Source organism: Acidipila sp. EB88 (assembly GCF_003858395.1).
Taxonomy (GTDB): domain Bacteria; phylum Acidobacteriota; class Terriglobia; order Terriglobales; family Acidobacteriaceae; genus EB88.
The window spans coordinates 2,607,374-2,625,814 of the sequence record NZ_QWEV01000005.1; the positions used below are offsets into that span (position 1 = coordinate 2,607,374).

An 18,441-nucleotide genomic window follows, 5' to 3' on the forward strand; every position below is an offset into this window, starting at 1 on the left:
GGGTTCCAATCGCTCGCGCGCCTGTAGCTGCTGCTCCGCCATCCTTACTCTCCCAGCAATGCGTCCACAAAAGCTTCGCTGTCAAAGGCAAGCAGGTCGCCCATCTTTTCGCCGACCCCGACAAACCGCACCGGTAACTCGAGCTCCTGCGCAATGGCTACAACAATGCCGCCCTTGGCTGTTCCATCCAGCTTGGTAAGTACGATGCCTGTAACTCCCGCCGACTCGGTAAAAAGCTTGGCCTGCTGCATACCGTTTTGACCGGTCGTTGCGTCCAGTACCAACAACACCTCGTGCGGCGCGTCCCAGATAATGCGCTGCGCCGTTCGGCGCATCTTCTCCAGCTCAGCCATCAGCCCGGTTTTTGTATGCAGCCGGCCTGCCGTATCTACCAGCAGCAGGTCCGTGCGCCGCGCGTTCGCCGCTGTGACCGCGTCAAACAAAACCGCTGACGGGTCGCCACCCTGCCGGGTCTTGATAATCTCCACGCCCGCGCGCTGGCCCCACACCTCCAGTTGCTCGATCGCCGCCGCGCGAAATGTGTCCGCCGCGCACAACAGCACGGTCTTGCCCTGCGCGCGATACCACGCCGCCAGCTTGCCCGAGGTCGTGGTCTTGCCCGTCCCGTTCACACCCACCAGGAACACCACCTCCGGCGGCGTGATCCGGCGCGGCGGCAGCCCGCTCTTCTTGTTCAATATGCGCAGCAGTTCCGCTTTCAACAGCGCCTTCAGCTCCGCGCCATCGCGAATCGCCTCGCGCCGCGCCCGCTCGCGCAAAGCACCCAGCACCACCGTGGTCGTCGTCATCCCCAAGTCCGAGGCCAGCAGCACGCCCTCAAGCTCTTCGAACGCCGCCTCGTCCACCTCGCGTGTCAGCGCAACCACGCCCTCGATCTTGTCCGAAAGGGACTCACGGGTACGCGAGACCGCCTCGCGCATGCGGTCGAATACGCCACTCTTTTTTGGTTCGTCCAGGGAGCCGAACAGGGTCTGAATCATGGTTCTACCAGTCTATAAGCCACCACCAGACCGCCTGCGCGGCTGGCGGTCCCTTCGGGACATGTGACTCCCAAGAACGAAACCCTCGAGCTATCCCGGATGCCGCCCTCCCGGATAGCTTGAGGCTTTTGGCTTTTTAGGTACCCGCCACGAAGTGGCCGCCAGCCGCGCAGGCGGTTTGTCCTACTCCTCACGCCCAGGCCGCGCCATCAACAACCGCACCGCCTCGCCCGCCGAGCACTCCCCACGCAGTACCGCGCGCACCTGCGTCGCGATCGGCATATCCACCCCGACCCGCTCCGCCAGCCGCAGCGCCGCGTCTGTCGTTCGCACGCCCTCGGCCACCTTGCCGTCCAGGCTTGCCACGATCTCCGCGAGGCTCCGCCCGCGCCCCAGCTCCACGCCCACAAAGCGGTTGCGCGAAAGCGCCCCGGTACAGGTCAGGATCAGGTCGCCCACCCCGGCCAGCCCGGCCAGCGTCTCCCGCCGCCCGCCGCACGCCAGGCACAGCCGCGTGAGCTCGGCGATCCCGCGCGTAATCAGCGCCGCGCCACTGTTGTGCCCAAGCTCCAGCCCCACCACCGCACCCGCCGCGATGGCAATCACGTTTTTCAGCGCGCCGCCCAGCTCCACGCCCACCACGTCGGAGCTGCGATACAGCCGCAGCGTATCGGTGCTCAGCATCGCCTGCGCGCGCTCTCCGTCGGCTGCCTCGGCAAACGCCACGGTGACCGCCGCCGGCGCACCCGCCGCCACCTCCTGCGCAAACGAGGGCCCGCTCAGTACCCCGATCGGGTGCCGCGCCGCGTCCGCGCCCAGCGCCGCCGCAAGCACCTGGCTCATACGCAGCAACGTGTTTTCCTCAATTCCCTTGGCCGCACTCACCAGCAGCGCACCTGGCGCAAGCAGCGGCCGCACTGCCTCGGCAGCCGCCCGCACATGCTGTGAGGGCATTACGAACAGCACCGCATCCGCCCCGCGGACAGCCTCTTCGAGCGAGCCCGTCACCCCAAGCGCTTCCGGAAACGCATACCCAGCAAGATACCGCGCGTTCTCACGCGCCTCCGCGAGCCGCGCCGCATGCTCAGGCCGGTGCGACCACAGCATCACCGCGTGGTCCCATCGGCGGCTCAGGCAGATCGCCAGCGCCGTACCCCAGGCGCCCGCGCCCAGTACCGCGATCCTGCTCATGCCTGCGCCGTGCCCTGTTCCCCGGGAGTGCCTTTCGGGCCGTTGCCAAAGCGATACTCCGTCCCACGCAGCAGCCGCCCGATGTTGGCATGGTGCTTCACCACCACCAGCGCCGGCCCCGCAATTAGCACGGTCAAGATAGCCCAGCCACGCCCCAGGTGCGGCGGCAGTGCGAATGCCATTATCGGGATCACGAACGCGCCCACGATTGAGGCCAGCGACACGATCCGCCAGATCAGCATCGCTACGATGAACGACGCCAGCGACAGCAGCGCCACCGGCCAGGCCAGCGCCAGCGTCACGCCAAATGCCGTGGCCACGCCCTTGCCCCCGCGAAACCCGAGCCACACCGGGAAAATGTGCCCCAGCAGCGCGCACATGCCCGCCAGTGCCGCCGCGACCGCCACGTGGTACGTGTAGGCGGCATCATGCTGCACCCAGCGGGCCGGCAGCATCGGCAGCACGCCGGTCGCAAAAACCACCGCCGCCCAGCCCTTCGCCGCATCCAGCACAAACGTCGCCGCACCCAGCCCCTTCGCCCCGGAACGCACCACGTTGGTCGCACCGATATTGCCCGAGCCGATCGCGCGTATATCTTCCTTGCGGAACATGCGCACCAGCAAATAACCCCACGGAATAGAGCCCAGCAAGTACGCCACCAGGGCGATCAGGAGAAAGGGAATAGCATTCATCGCGCTCTGAGTCTACCAGTCCGTCTCCCGGCGCTCGCCTCCCCACGGAGCACTCCCGATTACCTGTGCCCGCACCCACAGTTAGGGTGAACTGCCACCCCATGTCGACGCCCGTACCCGGCCTTCTGCTCTTGCCCGACATGCCTCTGGCAATTAGCCCTTCTCCAGTGTGGCCGCCGCACACCGGTTCGGCTCCACGGCTCCCGTCTGGCTCACCCGGGCCGTCGTCATGGTGCTGCCCTGCGCGGCCCCCATACCCGCCCGACCGCCAACGCATCTCCCCACCCGTAGCCGGCGCGGGTCGAAAAGAAACTCCACCGCAAAGTTCCCCGACGGCACTAAGCTGGTCTCGCCCTGCACACCCTTGCTCGCGACGCCTATGACGACCGCCATACCCAACCAGTCGCTGCGCTCCCGTCTCGCTGTTCCCGGCGCCTTCGCCGCGCTGCTCCTGCTGCTGCACTTCGCCATGGGCAATGGCTATGGCTTCCATCGCGACGAGCTCCAGTTCCTCGACGACGCGCGCCACCTCCAGTGGGGCTTCGTCGCCTACCCCCGCTGACCTCGTTTTTGGGCCGTATTGCCATCGAGCTTCTGGGCATCTCGCCCGCACACCTCCGTCTTCCCGCCGCCCTGGTCAACGGCGCCAGCCTCGTGCTCGTCGGCCTGCTCACCCGCACGCTCGGCGGCGGCCGCGCAGCCCAGTGCCTCGCCTTGCTCGCGACCTTTCCTATCGCGCTCGCCTTCTCCTCGGTGCTGCAGTACAACACCACCGACCTGTTCGCCTGGTCGCTCACCATCCTGTCGACCGCGCGCGTGCTGCGCTCCGGCGACCCCCGCAACTGGATCGGCGCCGGCGCCGGCATCGGCCTTGGCGTGCTTTCCAAGTACTCCATCGCCTTTCCCGCCGTTTCCCTCGTCGTCGGACTGCTGCTGCTGCCCGCGCAGCGGCACCACGTCCGCTCCCGGTGGTTCTGGTACGGCGCCGCCACCGCCACGATCCTTGCCGCGCCCAATCTCCTGTGGCTTGCCACGCACCACTTCATCACCCTCCAGATGGAGCACTTCATCCATCTCCGCGACATCCGCCTCGGCCGCGCCGAGGGCTACTACTCCGACCAGCTCCGCTACACGTTCCTGGCCTTCCCACTCGCGGTCGCCGGTCTCGTTTCGCTCCTGCGCAGCCCGCGCTTCCGCCTGCTCAGCGCGTTCTTCCTCGGCCCGTTCCTGCTCATCGCCGCGGCAAAAGGGCGTGGCTACTACCTGCTGCCGGCCTACCCCGTCCTGTACGCCGCCGGGGCCATCGCGCTTGAGCGCGTTCTGGCCCACCGCGGCAAGCTGCCACGCAACATCATCCGTACCGTGGTTGCCGCAGCCATGCTCGCCAACTCCGTCGCCATCGCGTGGACCTACCTCCCTATCTGGCCGCCCGGCTCCTCCGGCTGGACCTGGCAGATGGACCACAACCAGGACATGGCCGATGAAGTCGGCTGGCCCGAGTTCGTCGCCCAGGTAGCCGCCGTGCGCGACACCCTCCCTGCGGCCGACCGCGCCCGTCTCGGCGTGCTCGCCAACAACTACGGAGAAGCCGGAGCGCTCGCACTCTATGGCCCCGCCTATCACCTGCCCACGCCGATCAGCAGCACCAACAGCTTCCACGCGCGCGGCTGGGGCGCCTTCGATCCGGAAACCGTGATCGTCACCGGCGGCACCCTCGAAGACCAGCTCTACAACTTCGACCAGTGCTCCGTGGCCGCCACCATCCACGCGCCCTACGGCGTTCGCAACGAAGAAGCCGTGCGCCACCCCGACATCCTGGTCTGCCACCATCTCCGCCGTCCGTGGGCGGAGGTATGGGCCCACTCGCAGGAGTTTGGCTGAGCCACGCGACGCCTCCGACTCACTGCACTTACATGCGCCGACACAAAGAACCGCGGGACAAAGCCCGGAACCGTATATCTTGAGTGCGTCATGCACATTTTTTCCCGTACCCGCACCATCGCCCTGGCCTGCGCTCTCGCCTGCAACCTCCACGGCTATGCGCAGATCGCGCCCCGCCCCGTGCCGCCCTCCGACACCACGGTCCCGGTCGGCGCGCGCCTTGAACTGCAGGTGATTGGCCAGGGCACACAGCTCTACGGGTGCGGCGTTAAGGGCGGCGTCCACGCCTGGACCTTCCAGTCGCCCAACGCAAAGCTGCTTGACCCCGCCAGCCACGCCATCCTGGGGCTGCACGGCGCCGGGCCTATGTGGGTCTGGAACGACGGCAGCGCACTCACCGGGACGGTGCTGCGCACCCAGGCTTCTACCGAGGCAGGCAGCGTGCCATGGCTGCTGCTGCGCTCCCATCCTGTACCCGGCACGAAAGCGGGTAAGCTCACGCCTATCGTCTTTGTGCGTCGGTCCGAGACCCATGGTGGCGCCATGCCGCCGCCGGAAGCCTGCAACCCCAGCAACGAAAACAAGACGACCGCCGTCTCGTACTCCGCGCTGTACACCTTCTACAGCATCGGCAGCGTTTCGCCCGACCTTCACTAAACGAGGCGCTCCCCACCCATCTGCTGAGCGCAGTGGGGAAGTCTACCGAGACCTGAAGCGCTGGTCCGTAGCTGCCAGCGTCAGACTCAGAAACAGGGCGAAAACCGCGCCATCCACAAAGAAGCTCGCCAGGCTGAAATGCGCCAGCTCCGCATGCCGAAACCTGGTCCAGTCCCACACACCTTGGCACGCGCAATACGCCGGGAAACAGACGAGGAAATGCCGCAGCCATGGGCGCAGGAACGCATGCTTGATTGCCATGCCTCCCTGATATCACCGGGGTAGAGCGACGAGCAACCGAGATTGCTGCGAGCCCTCGCTCAGGACCAACAGCTGTGCCGGCCCTAGCCTCGCGCCACCAGCAACCGCCGTCGCACCATGTCCAGCGCCTGCTGCGCTGAGTACTGCCGGATCCGGTCGCGATCCCCCGAGAACTGCTTCTCCACTACCTCGGTGGTCGTGCCATCCGACACTGCGATATAGACGAGCCCGACCGGCTTCTCATCCGAGCCGCCACCCGGTCCCGCAATCCCCGTTACGCCCACGCCAAATGTGCTCCCGACCCGTGCCCGGATGCCGGTCGCCAGCGCCACCGCCACGTCCCGGCTCACCGCGCCATGCTCCGCGATCATCTCCGTCGGCACATCCGCAAACAGCGTCTTCAGCTCGTTCGAATACACCACCGCGCCGCCCAGGAACGACCGCGACGACCCGCTGATGCTGGTCAGCCGCTGCGCAATCAGCCCGCCCGTGCAGCTCTCCGCCGTGGCCAGCGTCGCGCCCGCCAGCTCCAGGTGGTACAGCACGATCCGCTCCAGCGTTTCGCCATTCGACGAATACAGCACGTCGTCCAGCTCCTCTTCGATCGCGCTGGCCAGCGCGTCCACCCGCTGCTGCGCCTCCGCCCGCGTCGGCTTGGTCGCGATCAGGTTCAGCTGGATATCGCCCAGGTGCGCCAGGATCGTCGTCTCCACGTCCGCGTAGGAGCGGTAAATCGGCGCAATGCGCGCATCGCACGCCGACTCGCCCATCATCGCCACCTTGAGCGTCCGCGTTGCGAAGTAACGCCGCGGGATCGTCGCCACCAGCCGCGGCAGCACCTCGCCCTCAAACATCGGCTTCAGCTCCGAGGGCGGCCCCGGCAGCAGCACCACCAGCTTGCGATGCCCGTTGTGCACCGTGTCCAGCCACTGCCCCGGTGCGGTGCCCGACGCATTGGCCAGTGCCTCTGCCCCTTCGAGCACATCGCCCTGCTTGGTGTTGTTGTCCGTGATCTGGATGCGCCGCGCTGCGAACCGCGCATACAAGGCCGCCACGATCTCCTGGTTGCGCCGCAACCGCACGCCCAGCGCCTCGGCCACCGCCTCGCGCGTCAGGTCGTCCTCGGTCGGCCCCAGCCCGCCCATGGTGATCACGATATCCGCACGCTCCAGCGCGTTGCGCACCGCCGCCACCAGGTGCTCGCGCCGGTCGCCCACAATCGTCTTTGCCGAAATACGCACACCCAGCTCGTTCAGCTGGGCCGTCAGGTACAGCGAGTTGGTGTCCTGCCGGTAGGGCGTCAGCAGCTCTGACCCGACCGCGATAATGTCACAGTTCATGTGCGCTCTTTCCTTACCCCGAAGCTCGAAAAAACCATACTCGCCGTACGCGGATAAATCGACACTAAAGAAGTTACAAATATCTCGCATTGCAAGCGAAAGCGGGTGCCCCGTGTCTCGCAGAGACGTGGGACCCACCAAACCACAAGCAACCACAAACGATCACCCGCCACGAAGTGGCCGCAAGCCGCGCAGGCGGTCTTGCCCTGCACACGCTACACCAGCCGCAATCCCTCAACCCCGAGCGGCAGCGTAAACAAGGCATTCGCCGTGGCAATCACCGCGTCTCCACCCGGAATAAATGCCATCCCCGCAATGCCCGCACCCGAGGCCACCAGCTCCGCCGTGCCATCGAGCGAAATTTGTACGATGCCGCGGCGCCCGGAGAGCGACGCCCCTACGTACACGTTGCCCGCAATATCCAGCATCAGCCCCTGCGGCCGACCCAGTCCGCGGTAGTGCACACTCGGCGTGCCATCCGCGCCGATCGCATACAGCGTGTCATACGACGAGGTCGTCGGCCCCGCCACAAACAGCGTTCCGTCCATCCCGAACGCCAGGTGATACGCCGCGATCGAGGGCTCCAGCGTCGCAAACACAAAAATCTGCCGGTCCGGCGCAATCTTGAAGATGGTTCCCGAGCGATCGCCCACGTACAGGTTGCCGGCCGCGTCAAACGCGATCCCGGTCGCCACGCCCATGCCTTCCGAGAACGTCGAAACCGCCCCGTCCGGCGATACCCGGTAGATCGTCCCGTCATTGCGTGAGGAAACATACAGGTAGCCGTCCGCGCCCATTGCCAGGCCGGTCGCATTCACAATCCCGGTCACAAACGGCGTCATCTCGCCCGCGGGGCTCACCTTGAACACCGAAACCGGCGTCTCCTGCCCGCGCTGGCCCGAGAACGTGCCGTACACGTTGCCCTCGGCATCCACCGCCGGGTTCGACACCTGGTGCACACCCGCCGTCAGCAGCTGTGCTACGTCGATCGGCACCGAGTTACTCTGGGCTCCGTTGCGCAGCACCCGCAGCAGCGCCGACTCGCCTTCATCCGGGATCCGCAGCACCAGGCGATCTTCGCGGCTCAGCAGCACGCCCGCTGCCAGCTCACCCAGCATGGCCACGGGCAGTCGGCCAGCCACCGGCTGGAGTGCGGAACCATGCACGTGGATTTCGCCTCCGGGCAGAGCGGCAATGGGGTGCACCCGCGTGATGCGCGGCTCAGGAGTAGGGGAGGCAAGAACGTCGGATAGCATACTGCTTCTACTGTAGCGAAGCTGACCCCTCCGCTACCATCCGGCGGTTGCTGCTACCACCAGTGACCGATGATCGCGCCCACAATCAGCGCGTACACGCCGGCCGCTACATCGTCCAGCATGATGCCGACTCCGCCATGCAGCCGCTCCAGCTGCCGCGCCGGCGGCGGCTTGGTAATGTCGAACAGCCGGAACAGTCCCAGCGCCAGCAGCGCGTGCGGCAGGTCCGAGCGCAGGTACCCGCAGAAGGGAAGCAGCGCGATCCACTGACCCGCCACCTCGTCGATTACCACGTGTCCCGGGTCTTCGCGCGGCGACTCCTGCTCCACCAGCGACGCCGCCGGGATCCCGCACACCAGCGCCAGCAGCGCCGCCAGCAGGGTCGCCGCTCGCAGCGCCGGCGGCGAAGGATTCACCGCCCACTGGAACACCAGCCACAGCAGCATCGCCGCCACCGAGCCCCAGGTTCCCGGCCCCGGCTTCAGAAAACCTGCGCCGAAGAAGGTACCCACCGCCCACGCCCAGGGCGTCCGATCCGGCCTGCGCACCACCGGTTCATCCGGCAGCAGCGGCACCTCTACATGGCGATCGGGGTCCGACTGCGCGCTCACTCCGCGTCCTGCGCCCTCTGCCGCCGATGCTTCCAGCGCAGCCTGGGTCTCCATCGCCGATCTCGCCTGCGGAACCAGTGGCTCAGCCATTCTCGTCCAGGTCGTGATCAAGGTGTTGGCTCGTGGCCCTGCCGGCTCCACGCAATCCGTCCAGCTCGTCCAGCAGCTCCGGGTCGTGGATCGGCGAAGAAATCCGGTACGCGCCGCTGGCCCACTTGCCCAGGTCGATCACCCGGCAGCGGTCCGTGCAGAAGGGAAACTCCGCATCCCCGGCCGTGACCAGCGTCCCGCAGGTCGGGCAGCGCAGTGCTGTTGTCTTCTTCGTCGCCATCCTCTTAGCCTTTGTGCAGCGCCCTACAGCACCCGGGCGACCACATCATAGTCGTGCGCCTCGGTGATCTCGCAAGTATAGAAAGTGCCCGGCACCAGCATGCTGTGGTCGCCGAAGTCATTCAGATACAGCTTGCCATCGATTTCTGGTGCATGGAAGGCCGATCGCCCTTCCCATAGCAGGGGGGTCTCTTCGGACTCACCCTCCACCAACACCTCGACCTGCCGCCCGACCCAGCCCTGCTTGCCCGCCTTCGACACGCCCTGCTGCAGCTTCATCAGCGACCGTCGCCGTGCCTCGATCGTGCGCCGTGGCACCTTCTCGCCGAAATCGAACGCCTTCGCGCCCTCTTCATCCGAGTACGAAAACACGCCCATCCAGTCGAACCGCGCCTCGCGCACAAACTGCTTCAGTACCTGGAAGTCCTCGTCCGTCTCCCCCGGGAACCCCACGATAAAGCCTGTCCGCACCGCGAGGTCCGGCACGATCGACCGCGCCTTTTCGAGCGTCCTGAGGAAGATCTCCGCCCCGCCACCGCGGCGCATGTTTTTCAGCACCGCCGGCGATGCATGCTGCAGCGGCACATCCAGGTACGGGCAGATCTTGGCATGCTTGGCCATCGTCTCCAGCAGCCGCGTCGTGATGCGGTTCGGGTACGTGTACAGAAAGCGCAGCCACACCAGCCCCTCTAGCCCCGCCAGGCGGTCCAGCAGCATCGCCAGCCCGTCCCGCAGCCCCAGGTCCTCGCCATAACAGGTCGTGTCCTGCCCGATCAGTGTCAGCTCCCGCACGCCGCTTGCAATCAGCCGCTCCGCTTCCACCACGATCGACTCCAGCCGGCGCGAACGGAACTTGCCCCTGAGATTGGGGATCACGCAGAACGTGCACGGGTGATCGCAACCCTCCGCAATCTTGATATACGCAGACGTCCGCCCGGTCGCCAGCAGCCTTGGCGTCTCGTCCGTGTACAGGTAGGTCGGCAGCGCCGAGGTCTCCGCGCCATCCCACGCTCCGCGATCGAACCGGCCCTGCTGCTCGCGCAGGTCACCCTCCGGCCGCGAAGCCACTACGGCTGGTGCGTTCTCGTAAGCCGGGCTCGATACCGTGCTCTCCGCCGCGGGAATCACCACCGCCGTCGGAAGGGAAGCCACAGCCGCTGCACTCGTGCTCCCCAGGATCTGGAACGGCGAACTGGCCACCGCCGCCGTCTGCATCACCGGCTTCCTCAACCCGGCCGCCAGGAGAATGCCCTCCAGCTCGCCGGTTCCGACCACTGCGTCCACCTCGGGTATGTTCTTCCGGATCTCGTCCCGGTACCGCTCCACCAGGCACCCGGCCACGATCAGCTTCTGCGCCCGTCCCCCCGCCGCCACCTTGTGCCCAGCCATTTCCAAAATTGTGTCCACTGACTCCTGCTTGGCCGAGTCGATAAACGAGCACGTATTCACCACCAGCACGTCCGCCTGCTCAGTGTCGGTCGTCAGCTCCGCGCCCGCCTGCTGCAGCATGCCCATCATCACTTCGCTGTCCACCAGATTCTTGGGGCAGCCCAGCGACACAAAGCCGATCTTGAGCGCGCGGGGCTCGGCCCCCGCAGCAGTCGGAGGCTCCTGCGCCACGGGCGCGGACGGCGGCGCTCCAGCGAGCATTTCGGGGCGAGACACGGGGAGCAATTCAGGTGAGAGAAGGGAGGGCTGCACTGTAGTATTCTAGCCGATTCCGCAGCATCAAAGGCCGGGCGTGGTCTTTCTGCGCGCTCCATCTATCCTGCTGCCCCGCTCTGTGCATCGCATTCAATGGCTGACAGCGCCTGCCCCGGGCGCTGCTCAGCGAAAAGGAGCGGCATGAAGCTCAATCAAGGCACAGCATGGCTCGCCAGCGGGGTGCTGCTGCTTGGTACCGCGGCACCCTTTGCCCCCGCGGGCCTCGCCCAGCGCGGCCACGATAATTACTACGGCGGCATGCACAACAACGTGCGCGGCAACTACAACCAACGCTACGGGCGCGACGATCACCGTCGCGATCATCGCGGTGGCGGCGGCATCGGCCCCGGCTATGGCGCGCTCATCGGCGCCGGCGGCGGCGCGGTGCTCGGTGCGGCCTTCGGTGGCGGCGTCAAGGGAACCCTGATCGGCGGCGCAGCCGGTGCCGGTCTCGGCGCACTCGGCGGCAAGCTTGCCCAGGGCAACGACCATCACGGCCACCGCCGCTAAGCTCCGCACCTGCTACCCAGCCGCTCCACGCCACTTATGCACGCAATGATCCAGGAGACAACCCCATGAAGAAGCCGAGCCGTTCCAGCGCCCTCGCGCTCTCGCTCACCCTCGCCGCGGCAGCCCTGTACGCCGGCCCCGCCACCCAGGCACAAACCGCCGGCTCCTCTGCCGGCCAGTCCGCGCACGCGCCGGCCTCCCTCCCCTCCATTGACAAACTCGTCATTATGACCTGCCGCCAGGCCTGGCAGGCAGGCGGGCGCGACCAGGAAGGCTTCTTCGCCATCGTCAAGCAGCTTGCCGAGCTTTCTGCCCAGAACCGCGGCGTCACCCTGCCCGACGACAAGGAAGCCGGTGCCCGCGCCGGCCAGTGGATCCGTACCCAGGCGCTCAAGGACCCCGACCAGCTGCTCTACGCCGTGGTCGACCACGCCCTGCTCTACTCCATTACCAAGGGCCGTGCCACCCCCGTGGCCGGCAGCGCTACCCCGCCCGCCCGGTAGGTCTGCGTAGTCTGCGCGCCGGCAGGGAAGCCAACCGGGCGGGTCATTAGCCCCAGGTGGTTTTCCCTGCCACGTCCGCAGTGCTAGAATCACGGAGTGCCGGGTCCTGCGCGGCGCAATCCCGCCAACCCCGCCAGGTCCGGAAGGAAGCAACGGCAACGGGCCAGTGCGTGCGCAGCAGGTCCCCCGGTACATAAAGCTTGCGTGGTTTGCCACAAGGCAGGCCCCCGCGAAGACGATCCTCGGCGACAATCAGAGCAGATCAGTTGCCCGGCGACTCTTCCGGGCTGCTGTCCTTGATTCCCTGCTTTGCCTGGAGAGTTTTCTTGACCCCGAATCAACCGCGGGACGCAGCGAGTGCACTGAACACCAAGCTCACATCGCAACGACTTCTGCAACGCGCCAAAATCAGTTCCATCGGCACCTATGTGCCCGACCGCGTGCTCACCAATGCTGACTTCGAACGCATGGTCGACACCTCCAACGAGTGGATCCTCGAGCGCACCGGCATCCGCGAGCGTCACATCGCCGCACAGGGCCAGGCCACGAGCGACCTCGCCGCCGAAGCCGCACGCCGCTGCCTTGAGTTGCGCGGCATGGCTCCCGATGAGGTCGAGGTCATCATCGTCGCCACCGTCAGCCCCGACATGCCTTTTCCCGCTACCGCCTGCCTCGTGCAGGGCAAGATCGGGGCTCACCAGGCTTGGGGCTTCGATTTGGGCGCGGCCTGCTCCGGCTTCCTGTATGCCCTGCAGGTCGGCGCCAAGCTCATCGAGAGCGGCGCCCAGAAGACCGTCATGGTCATCGGCGCCGACACCATGAGCTCGTTCATCGACTACTCCGATCGCTCCACCTGCATCCTGTTTGGCGACGGCGCAGGCGCCGTGCTGCTCGAGGCTGCTGCTGAAGGCGAGCTCGGCATCATCGACTACGCCCACGAGATCGACGGCTCCGGTGCCTCCGCGCTGCGCCTGCCTGCCGGCGGCAGTCTCCTGCCCGCGTCTGCTGAAACGGTCGCCAACAAGCAGCATTACGTGCATCAGGACGGCCAGACCGTCTACAAGTTCGCCGTGCGCAAGATGGCCGAGATCGCCGAAAAGGTTCTCGACCGCAACGGGCTCACCGGCCAGGACCTCGCCTGCCTCATCCCCCACCAGGCCAACCGCCGCATCATCGAGTCCACCGCCCAGCGCCTTGGGCTGCCGCTCGACCGCGTCATCATCAACATCGACCGCTTCGGCAACACCACCGCGGCCACCGTGCCACTCGCCATGGGCACCGCCCGCGACGAAGCCCGGATCAAGCGCGGTGACCTGGTCGTCCTGGCCAGCGTAGGGGCCGGCTTCACCGCAGGCGCAACTCTTCTCCGCTGGGAAATGGACTAGCGCAAACCGCCTGCGCGGCTCGCGGTCCCTCCGGGACATGTTCTCGCTAAGAACAAAGGCCCAAGGCTATACAGGAGAGGTACATCTCTCTTACATAGCCTCGGGCTTTTGCCTTTCGGGTAGACCCGCCACGAAGTGGCCGCGAGCCGCGCAGGCGGTTTAAGCCTCATCCAATACGCCGGATGTCCCATGTCGCTTCTGAGACGTGGGAACCACCCTTGCCCACACTTTCAAGCCTTCGCAGCCGCTGGCATCCGCCGCCCCTGCTCTGCTTCCCACGATCGCTTTTGCCGCCTGTACTGCCAGAACCCGAAGCAGATCGCCGCCACCAGCAACCCGAAAAACGTCCAAAGGATCGGCTCCGACCACTCCGCTAGGTACTGGTTCCACGTACGCAGCACCCGCCGCCCATACGTTGCCCCGACCCACGCGATCAGCCCGTAGCGTGCAGCCCGCGCCAGCGAAAACGCCAGCAGAAAATGCCGCCGCGAGGCACCCAGCGCACCCGCGCCCAGCAGCAGTGGCATCAGCGGAACTGGCGGCGGCAGCACGCCGCTCACTGCGATCGTGGCAAACCCATGCCCCTTCATCCAGCGCGTCACCGGCTCCACCATCCGCTTCGGCGCAAAGTGCGCCAGCATCGACTCGCCGCCCTTGTGTCCCGCGGCCCACGTCGTGTACCCGCCGATCACGCTGGCCACGATGGCGATGGCCGCCAGCAGCGCTGGGTGCGACCCATGCTGCGCGCACAGCAGCAGCAGCAGCACATCTGTGCTGCCCGGCAGCGGCAGCGGAATGATTGCCGCATCCAGTAGAGACACCACAAACAGGCCCGGCATGCCCAGGTGGATGAGCCAGCGCGGCATGTGGCCGCCTTTACCGTGGTGCACGGCGGCAGCAGGGGCGGTTTTCAGCAGCAACAACAAGAGAGAGGGAAGATGGGGAACTGGCATGGACGATGATAGGAAGCAAACATCCCCCCACGCGTATGCACCGCGGCCAAATTCCTTTTCATGCTCCGCGATCCCCACTCGCATACATGGCTCCCGAAATGGCCCGCGCCGAGATACCGGCCTCGCTTTGACGCTGCTTCGTCTAGCGACCCGCCCGGCCCAGTCGCCTGCTTCCGTTGAGTGACTCGCCCGCCCAGCGCCTGTCCGGCCCAGGCACCCGCCGCTCTGGCTACTCTCGGCCGCCACTTACTCCGCCCTCGACCCTGCTGCAAATGTCCAGGTGTCGCAACCCGCCCGGGTGCCTCATCGGCCCGTACGTTGCGTCAGCATCCGCCAGCTTGCAGCCGTGCCGTTCAGGACGGTCACAGCACTTCTGCTGCAAACCGGGCACCTGGCAGGGATCAGCCCACCACCACTGTGCGCAGGCGACATCCTCTCACATGCACCGTAAACGATGTGACACGCATAAATATGCATTCCGCGGAATTGGATTTTGCAAATAGCGCGTTATTTCGTGCATAGTTATGCGTCATTCTCGAAATCGCTGCATAAATATAAATTCGCTTTTTGCGCAACGCACGCGTTTCGCACCGCTTTGTGCACCTGTTTTCAGCCCAGAAATGCAAGCTTCGGCGGTGCCGGGATCAGCCGCAGTGCGTGCGCCTCGTGCAGAAATCGCTCCACCCCGGCAATCGCCTCGGCATCCAGGTGGTAATGAATGTTGTGCCGCAGGTAGGTTCCGACGATGGCGCGATCAAGCCCCAGCCGCGGCGCCCACTCCTCCACCAGCTCCGGCACATGCGCCAGCCCCGCGTCGCGCGAGCGCTCCAGGTCGATCTGGATCTGCGCTCGTTCCCCGGCCCGCATACCCCGCAGGCCCGCGTCCCGAACGGCCCAGAACGCCGACACCCAGCGCGTCCCGGTCGCCACCTGCCACAAGTGACCCAGGTCCAGGTAGCGCAGGTGCTCGCCGGTCCGCTCCATGCGCGCCTGGCGGTCCCGCAGGGCGTGTAGCGCCGGGTCGCCGATCAGCAGCGCCGCGTCCGCGCCCGCCAGCATCGCGTCCAGTTGCGGTGCCCGGCTCACAAACATGGGAGCATGCCCCCAGAAGCGCCGGAACAGGACCTGCGTGTACAGCGCCGAGGTCCGGGACGAGGTGTCCAGCGCCACCGTCCGGATGCGCGCCAGCTCCCGCGCTGAAGGCCCTTCGAGATCAGCCTCCTGCCCTGTTGCCTGCCCCGTCAGTGCCTCGCTATCGCCGCGAATCACCAGCAGCAGCGAGCGGATCGCGCCGCGCGAGGCAATCGCACAGCCCGGCACCACCAGCAGCCCCGGCAGCGTGGCGTAGGCCCCCACGGGGATCAACCCCAGGTCCGCTTCGCCTTGCGCCAGCGCTGCGGCACAGGCCGCCGGGGTCATCTTCTCCACCGCGTACCGCTCCGCCAGCTCTTCGGCTTCGGGGGCATGTTCAAAGTTCCACATCAGCGGGGCCGGGTTCAAAAAGTCAATCGCCGCCATGCGCAACAGTGGCGTCACTGCGCGCCGCCGCCGCGTCCCAGCAGGCGCAGCCAGACCGGCGCAAACGTACACACCAGCGCCAGCAGCTGCACGCCCAGCAGCGCCCACAGCGGCGGCGCCACCGCGTACGCGGCCCAGGCCAGCGCGATCCAGAACGCCATGTCCGCCGAGGCCGCCAGGTACACCCAGTCCGGGAAACGATGCTGGTCGCCCACGAACTGCATCTGCTCGATTGCGGGATACGCCTCGCCCGCGCGCCAGCCCACAGCACGCAGGGCCAGGACCGGCATCAGATTAAGAGCAAGCACCAGTGCAACCCACAAAGGCAGCGCCCAGGGCAGGGCGCCGTAGTGGGCAAACACAACCAGTGTGAAGGCGATCGTCAACAGCACGTTCAACGTCGCGCCCGCATGCACAATGGCAGGGAACCGGCCCATATCACCAAGGCGGTTCATCTGGTCAAGCGTTTTGGTGGGTGGCAAAGAAAAGATGGCAGGCATTGGAGTGTCCCTTGAGACACTGTAGCCGAGCCGACCAGCAGAGAGGTGAGTGCGATGGGAACCAATGAAGAGGCACGCAACGTATTAGGGGGACGGCTGGAAACCTGCGGCCGCGATCCGGTCACCGGCTTTTACCGCAATGGCTGCTGCGATACGGGGCCCGATGACGCCGGCTCCCACGTGGTATGCGCGGTCGTGACGCAGGAATTTCTGCTGTTCTCGAAGAGCCGGGGCAATGACCTTTCCACCCCCCGCCCTGGCTTCCCCGGGCTGCAGCCGGGCGACCCCTGGTGCCTTTGCGTCAGCCGCTGGGTCGAGGCACAGCGCGGTGGTGTGGCCCCGCCGATCGTGCTCGCCGCGACCCACGAAGCCGCCCTGCAGTCCGTGCCGCTCGAGGTGCTGCTGCAGTACGCCCTGGACCGCGAGATGGTCCAGGGCTGATATCGCGCTGGCGCATCGCTAAGTCCACTTTGAGCAGCGCCCGCCGCTGCTCAAGCACCCCGCCTGGCCCATCCAGAACTGTGCGCCCCATCGAACCGCTTCTCCGCGCACCCGCGTCCTGGCTCACGCCCACGCCCTGTCGACTGCGTCTCCTCCAGTCAAGGCGCCCCTTCGCATCCAGCCCGCCCATAGCGTCTCCGCTCATAACCCATCCCGGCACCCGCTCGCCTCCAGTCCGTCCACCGCCTGCCTTCAGCCGGTACCTTTGGCACCTTGCCCACCCGCCTGCGGCCACGTACGCTCCGGGCAAGTCTCTCCACCATTCCTGCTTGGCATCGCCCCCGGACGCAACCACCGGTCTGCGCGCGGCTGCCCCTGCGAGGTTCCCGTGCCGGCAACAAAGTCGTTCGCCCCGCTGCCCCCGCCCCAGGTCGTCCTCCCCGCCGGCACGCCAGCCGCGGAAGATCCGGAACGGCTTGCCTGGCTCGCACTGGTGCTCACCCCGCAGCTCGGCCCGCGTCGCATCCTGCAGGCCGTGGAGCGGGTCGGTTCGGCGCTGCAGGTGGCTCGGCTGCCGCTGACCGCGCTGGAAGCGCAGCGCTTCCCCGCGCCCGCCGTGCAGCACATCGCCGATGGCCACGCCTGGCGGGCCGCGAACGAGGAGGCCGAGCGCCTGCGCGCCATGGGTGCCGGCTTCCTTTGCTTCGGCGACGAGCATTACCCGAGCGTCTGCGCGAGATCTACGACCCGCCGCCTGTGCTCTGGATTCGCGGCAACGCCGAACTGCTCTCCGGCCACGGCATCGCGGTCGTGGGCACGCGGCAACCCAGCCCGTACGGCTCTGGCATGGCCGAGCTGCTCTCGCGCGATCTGGCCAGTCGCAACCTCATCATCATGAGCGGCATGGCGCGCGGCATCGATGCCTTTGCGCACCGCGGCGCCATTGCCAGCAACAAGCCCACGGTTGCGATCTGGGGTACCGGCATCGACGTCATTTATCCCAAGGAAAACAAGGCACTGGCCGAGCAGATCCTCGCTACCGGCGGCTGCATCGCTACCGAGCAGCCCCTCGGCACCTACCCGGCTCCGCCCAACTTCCCCAAGCGCAACCGCATTCTCAGTGCCTTGAGCATCGGGGTTCTGGTGATCGAGGCCGCCGAATACTCGGGCTCGCGAGTGACCGCGCGCTGTGCCCTGGAGCAGAACCGCGACGTGTACGCTGTGCCCGGCAACGTCACCAACAAGAACTCCTGGGGTCCTAATACGCTGATCAAGCAGGGCGCCAAGCTGGTGGCTACCTGGGAGGATGTATGGGAGGATCTGCCGACCCAGGTGCGCGTCGAGCTGGAAGCAACGCTGCCCGGCTACGCCCCCGAGCCGGCCGGTACCGCCGCCACCCTGTTTGAAGATCACGGGCTGCCGCCTACCGAATCCCGGGTAATCTCCGTCCTACATCATGATGAATCGCTCCAGTTGGACGAGATCATGGAGAAGCTCGAAGGCGAGTTCTCCTCCTCCGAGGTGTTCACCGCGCTGTTCGAGCTTGAACTGGCGGGCAAGGTCAAAGCGCTGCCCGGCAAGCACTACGTCCGGGCCTTTTAACCACAAGGTCATCTTGAATTCATTGCAGAATAGGGCGGCCGTGCGACTTTTCCACGTGTGCCTGCATCTTTAGCTATCCAGACAGGCAATCAGGATCGTTCCAAC

At 66.4% G+C, this 18,441-nt stretch carries 19 protein-coding genes and 1 other RNA gene; 9 read left to right on the forward strand and 11 right to left on the reverse strand.

Annotation, left to right across the window (positions count from 1 at the left end):
* Nucleotides 1–44: 44 nt before the first annotated feature.
* From ftsY to plsY, 3 genes are all read right to left on the reverse strand, one after another.
* Complete coding sequence (gene ftsY, locus D1Y84_RS11390) at nucleotides 45–1,001, reverse strand: signal recognition particle-docking protein FtsY (RefSeq protein WP_124848690.1); 957 nt, start codon at nucleotides 999–1,001, stop codon at nucleotides 45–47.
* Nucleotides 1,002–1,184: 183 nt separating this feature from the next.
* On the reverse strand, nucleotides 1,185–2,192 hold the full coding sequence (locus tag D1Y84_RS11395; RefSeq protein ID WP_124848692.1) for an NAD(P)H-dependent glycerol-3-phosphate dehydrogenase: 1,008 nt from the start codon (nucleotides 2,190–2,192) through the stop codon (nucleotides 1,185–1,187).
* Nucleotides 2,189–2,884, reverse strand: coding sequence for a glycerol-3-phosphate 1-O-acyltransferase PlsY (plsY, locus tag D1Y84_RS11400; RefSeq protein ID WP_124848694.1), 696 nt, complete (start codon nucleotides 2,882–2,884; stop codon nucleotides 2,189–2,191). Before plsY ends, D1Y84_RS11395 begins: the two co-directional genes overlap by 4 nt.
* Before the next feature lie 379 nt (nucleotides 2,885–3,263).
* Here plsY and D1Y84_RS17950 point away from each other — a divergent pair, with 379 nt between their 5' ends.
* The 3 genes from D1Y84_RS17950 to D1Y84_RS11410 all read left to right on the forward strand — a co-directional run bounded on the left by D1Y84_RS17950 (nucleotide 3,264) and on the right by D1Y84_RS11410 (nucleotide 5,422).
* Nucleotides 3,264–3,446: a hypothetical protein gene (locus D1Y84_RS17950; protein WP_158615433.1), complete on the forward strand. Its 183-nt coding sequence runs from the start codon at nucleotides 3,264–3,266 to the stop codon at nucleotides 3,444–3,446.
* Between the two features lie 8 nt (nucleotides 3,447–3,454).
* Nucleotides 3,455–4,765 (forward strand): glycosyltransferase family 39 protein, encoded by a 1,311-nt coding sequence (locus tag D1Y84_RS11405; protein WP_158615434.1) that lies wholly within the window; start codon nucleotides 3,455–3,457, stop codon nucleotides 4,763–4,765.
* A 90-nt stretch (nucleotides 4,766–4,855) separates the two neighbouring features.
* A complete protein-coding gene (locus tag D1Y84_RS11410) occupies nucleotides 4,856–5,422 on the forward strand; it encodes a DUF3455 domain-containing protein (protein ID WP_124848697.1) in 567 nt (188 codons plus the stop codon).
* A gap of 344 nt (nucleotides 5,423–5,766) precedes the next feature.
* Here D1Y84_RS11410 and D1Y84_RS11415 read toward each other — a convergent pair whose 3' ends face one another.
* The 5 genes from D1Y84_RS11415 to rimO form a co-directional block, all read right to left on the reverse strand.
* Nucleotides 5,767–7,023 (reverse strand): competence/damage-inducible protein A, encoded by a 1,257-nt coding sequence (locus tag D1Y84_RS11415; protein ID WP_124848699.1) that lies wholly within the window; start codon nucleotides 7,021–7,023, stop codon nucleotides 5,767–5,769.
* Between the two features lie 215 nt (nucleotides 7,024–7,238).
* Nucleotides 7,239–8,279 (reverse strand): gluconolaconase, encoded by a 1,041-nt coding sequence (locus tag D1Y84_RS11420; protein WP_124848701.1) that lies wholly within the window; start codon nucleotides 8,277–8,279, stop codon nucleotides 7,239–7,241.
* A gap of 53 nt (nucleotides 8,280–8,332) precedes the next feature.
* Complete coding sequence (locus D1Y84_RS11425) at nucleotides 8,333–8,980, reverse strand: phosphatidylglycerophosphatase A (RefSeq protein ID WP_370245759.1); 648 nt, start codon at nucleotides 8,978–8,980, stop codon at nucleotides 8,333–8,335.
* On the reverse strand, nucleotides 8,973–9,221 hold the full coding sequence (locus D1Y84_RS11430) for a DNA gyrase inhibitor YacG (RefSeq protein ID WP_124848703.1): 249 nt from the start codon (nucleotides 9,219–9,221) through the stop codon (nucleotides 8,973–8,975). Before D1Y84_RS11430 ends, D1Y84_RS11425 begins: the two co-directional genes overlap by 8 nt.
* Before the next feature lie 23 nt (nucleotides 9,222–9,244).
* Nucleotides 9,245–10,870 carry a 30S ribosomal protein S12 methylthiotransferase RimO gene (rimO, locus tag D1Y84_RS11435; protein WP_124850085.1) on the reverse strand — a complete coding sequence of 542 codons (1,626 nt, stop codon included), beginning with the start codon at nucleotides 10,868–10,870 and terminating at the stop codon, nucleotides 9,245–9,247.
* A gap of 195 nt (nucleotides 10,871–11,065) precedes the next feature.
* Here rimO and D1Y84_RS11440 point away from each other — a divergent pair, with 195 nt between their 5' ends.
* From D1Y84_RS11440 to D1Y84_RS11455, 4 genes are all read left to right on the forward strand, one after another.
* The gene (locus D1Y84_RS11440; protein ID WP_124848704.1) at nucleotides 11,066–11,434 is read left to right on the forward strand and encodes a hypothetical protein; all 369 of its coding nucleotides are present in this window, start codon (nucleotides 11,066–11,068) and stop codon (nucleotides 11,432–11,434) included.
* A gap of 65 nt (nucleotides 11,435–11,499) precedes the next feature.
* Nucleotides 11,500–11,937: a hypothetical protein gene (locus tag D1Y84_RS11445; RefSeq protein ID WP_124848706.1), complete on the forward strand. Its 438-nt coding sequence runs from the start codon at nucleotides 11,500–11,502 to the stop codon at nucleotides 11,935–11,937.
* Between the two features lie 97 nt (nucleotides 11,938–12,034).
* Nucleotides 12,035–12,132: signal recognition particle sRNA small type (gene ffs, locus D1Y84_RS11450), an RNA gene on the forward strand.
* Nucleotides 12,133–12,299: 167 nt separating this feature from the next.
* Entirely contained in the window at nucleotides 12,300–13,322 is a 1,023-nt protein-coding gene (locus D1Y84_RS11455) for a beta-ketoacyl-ACP synthase III (RefSeq protein ID WP_199726466.1), read from the forward strand.
* A 230-nt stretch (nucleotides 13,323–13,552) separates the two neighbouring features.
* Here D1Y84_RS11455 and D1Y84_RS11460 read toward each other — a convergent pair whose 3' ends face one another.
* The 3 genes from D1Y84_RS11460 to D1Y84_RS11470 all read right to left on the reverse strand — a co-directional run bounded on the left by D1Y84_RS11460 (nucleotide 13,553) and on the right by D1Y84_RS11470 (nucleotide 16,293).
* Entirely contained in the window at nucleotides 13,553–14,275 is a 723-nt protein-coding gene (locus tag D1Y84_RS11460; RefSeq protein WP_124848708.1) for a VTT domain-containing protein, read from the reverse strand.
* A gap of 609 nt (nucleotides 14,276–14,884) precedes the next feature.
* Nucleotides 14,885–15,811, reverse strand: a complete 927-nt coding sequence (locus tag D1Y84_RS11465; protein ID WP_233581353.1) for a menaquinone biosynthetic enzyme MqnA/MqnD family protein — start codon at nucleotides 15,809–15,811, stop codon at nucleotides 14,885–14,887.
* The gene (locus D1Y84_RS11470; RefSeq protein WP_124848710.1) at nucleotides 15,808–16,293 is read right to left on the reverse strand and encodes a hypothetical protein; all 486 of its coding nucleotides are present in this window, start codon (nucleotides 16,291–16,293) and stop codon (nucleotides 15,808–15,810) included. Before D1Y84_RS11470 ends, D1Y84_RS11465 begins: the two co-directional genes overlap by 4 nt.
* A gap of 54 nt (nucleotides 16,294–16,347) precedes the next feature.
* On the opposite strand from D1Y84_RS11470, the gene D1Y84_RS11475 reads away from it, so the two are divergent.
* Together D1Y84_RS11475 and dprA are read left to right on the forward strand one after the other, a co-directional pair.
* On the forward strand, nucleotides 16,348–16,734 hold the full coding sequence (locus tag D1Y84_RS11475; RefSeq protein WP_124848711.1) for a DUF2237 family protein: 387 nt from the start codon (nucleotides 16,348–16,350) through the stop codon (nucleotides 16,732–16,734).
* Between the two features lie 699 nt (nucleotides 16,735–17,433).
* Entirely contained in the window at nucleotides 17,434–18,336 is a 903-nt protein-coding gene (gene dprA / locus D1Y84_RS11480) for a DNA-processing protein DprA (RefSeq protein ID WP_370245760.1), read from the forward strand.
* Nucleotides 18,337–18,441 lie beyond the last annotated feature (105 nt).

Excerpts from the sequence above, each read along its gene's own strand:
- D1Y84_RS11460 (WP_124848708.1), bottom strand. The coding sequence starts at position 14,275 with ATGCCAGTTCCCCATCTTCCCTCTCTCTTGTTGTTGCTGCTGAAAACC.
- D1Y84_RS11395 (WP_124848692.1), bottom strand. The coding sequence starts at position 2,192 with ATGAGCAGGATCGCGGTACTGGGCGCGGGCGCCTGGGGTACGGCGCTG.
- D1Y84_RS11440 (WP_124848704.1), top strand. The coding sequence starts at position 11,066 with ATGAAGCTCAATCAAGGCACAGCATGGCTCGCCAGCGGGGTGCTGCTG.
- D1Y84_RS11445 (WP_124848706.1), top strand. The coding sequence starts at position 11,500 with ATGAAGAAGCCGAGCCGTTCCAGCGCCCTCGCGCTCTCGCTCACCCTC.
- D1Y84_RS11430 (WP_124848703.1), bottom strand. The coding sequence starts at position 9,221 with ATGGCGACGAAGAAGACAACAGCACTGCGCTGCCCGACCTGCGGGACG.
- D1Y84_RS11475 (WP_124848711.1), top strand. The coding sequence starts at position 16,348 with ATGGGAACCAATGAAGAGGCACGCAACGTATTAGGGGGACGGCTGGAA.
- D1Y84_RS11470 (WP_124848710.1), bottom strand. The coding sequence starts at position 16,293 with ATGCCTGCCATCTTTTCTTTGCCACCCACCAAAACGCTTGACCAGATG.
- D1Y84_RS11425 (WP_370245759.1), bottom strand. The coding sequence starts at position 8,980 with ATGGCTGAGCCACTGGTTCCGCAGGCGAGATCGGCGATGGAGACCCAG.
- D1Y84_RS11415 (WP_124848699.1), bottom strand. The coding sequence starts at position 7,023 with ATGAACTGTGACATTATCGCGGTCGGGTCAGAGCTGCTGACGCCCTAC.
- rimO (WP_124850085.1), bottom strand. The coding sequence starts at position 10,870 with ATGCTCGCTGGAGCGCCGCCGTCCGCGCCCGTGGCGCAGGAGCCTCCG.
- D1Y84_RS11410 (WP_124848697.1), top strand. The coding sequence starts at position 4,856 with ATGCACATTTTTTCCCGTACCCGCACCATCGCCCTGGCCTGCGCTCTC.
- D1Y84_RS11420 (WP_124848701.1), bottom strand. The coding sequence starts at position 8,279 with ATGCTATCCGACGTTCTTGCCTCCCCTACTCCTGAGCCGCGCATCACG.
- plsY (WP_124848694.1), bottom strand. The coding sequence starts at position 2,884 with ATGAATGCTATTCCCTTTCTCCTGATCGCCCTGGTGGCGTACTTGCTG.
- D1Y84_RS17950 (WP_158615433.1), top strand. The coding sequence starts at position 3,264 with ATGACGACCGCCATACCCAACCAGTCGCTGCGCTCCCGTCTCGCTGTT.
- ftsY (WP_124848690.1), bottom strand. The coding sequence starts at position 1,001 with ATGATTCAGACCCTGTTCGGCTCCCTGGACGAACCAAAAAAGAGTGGC.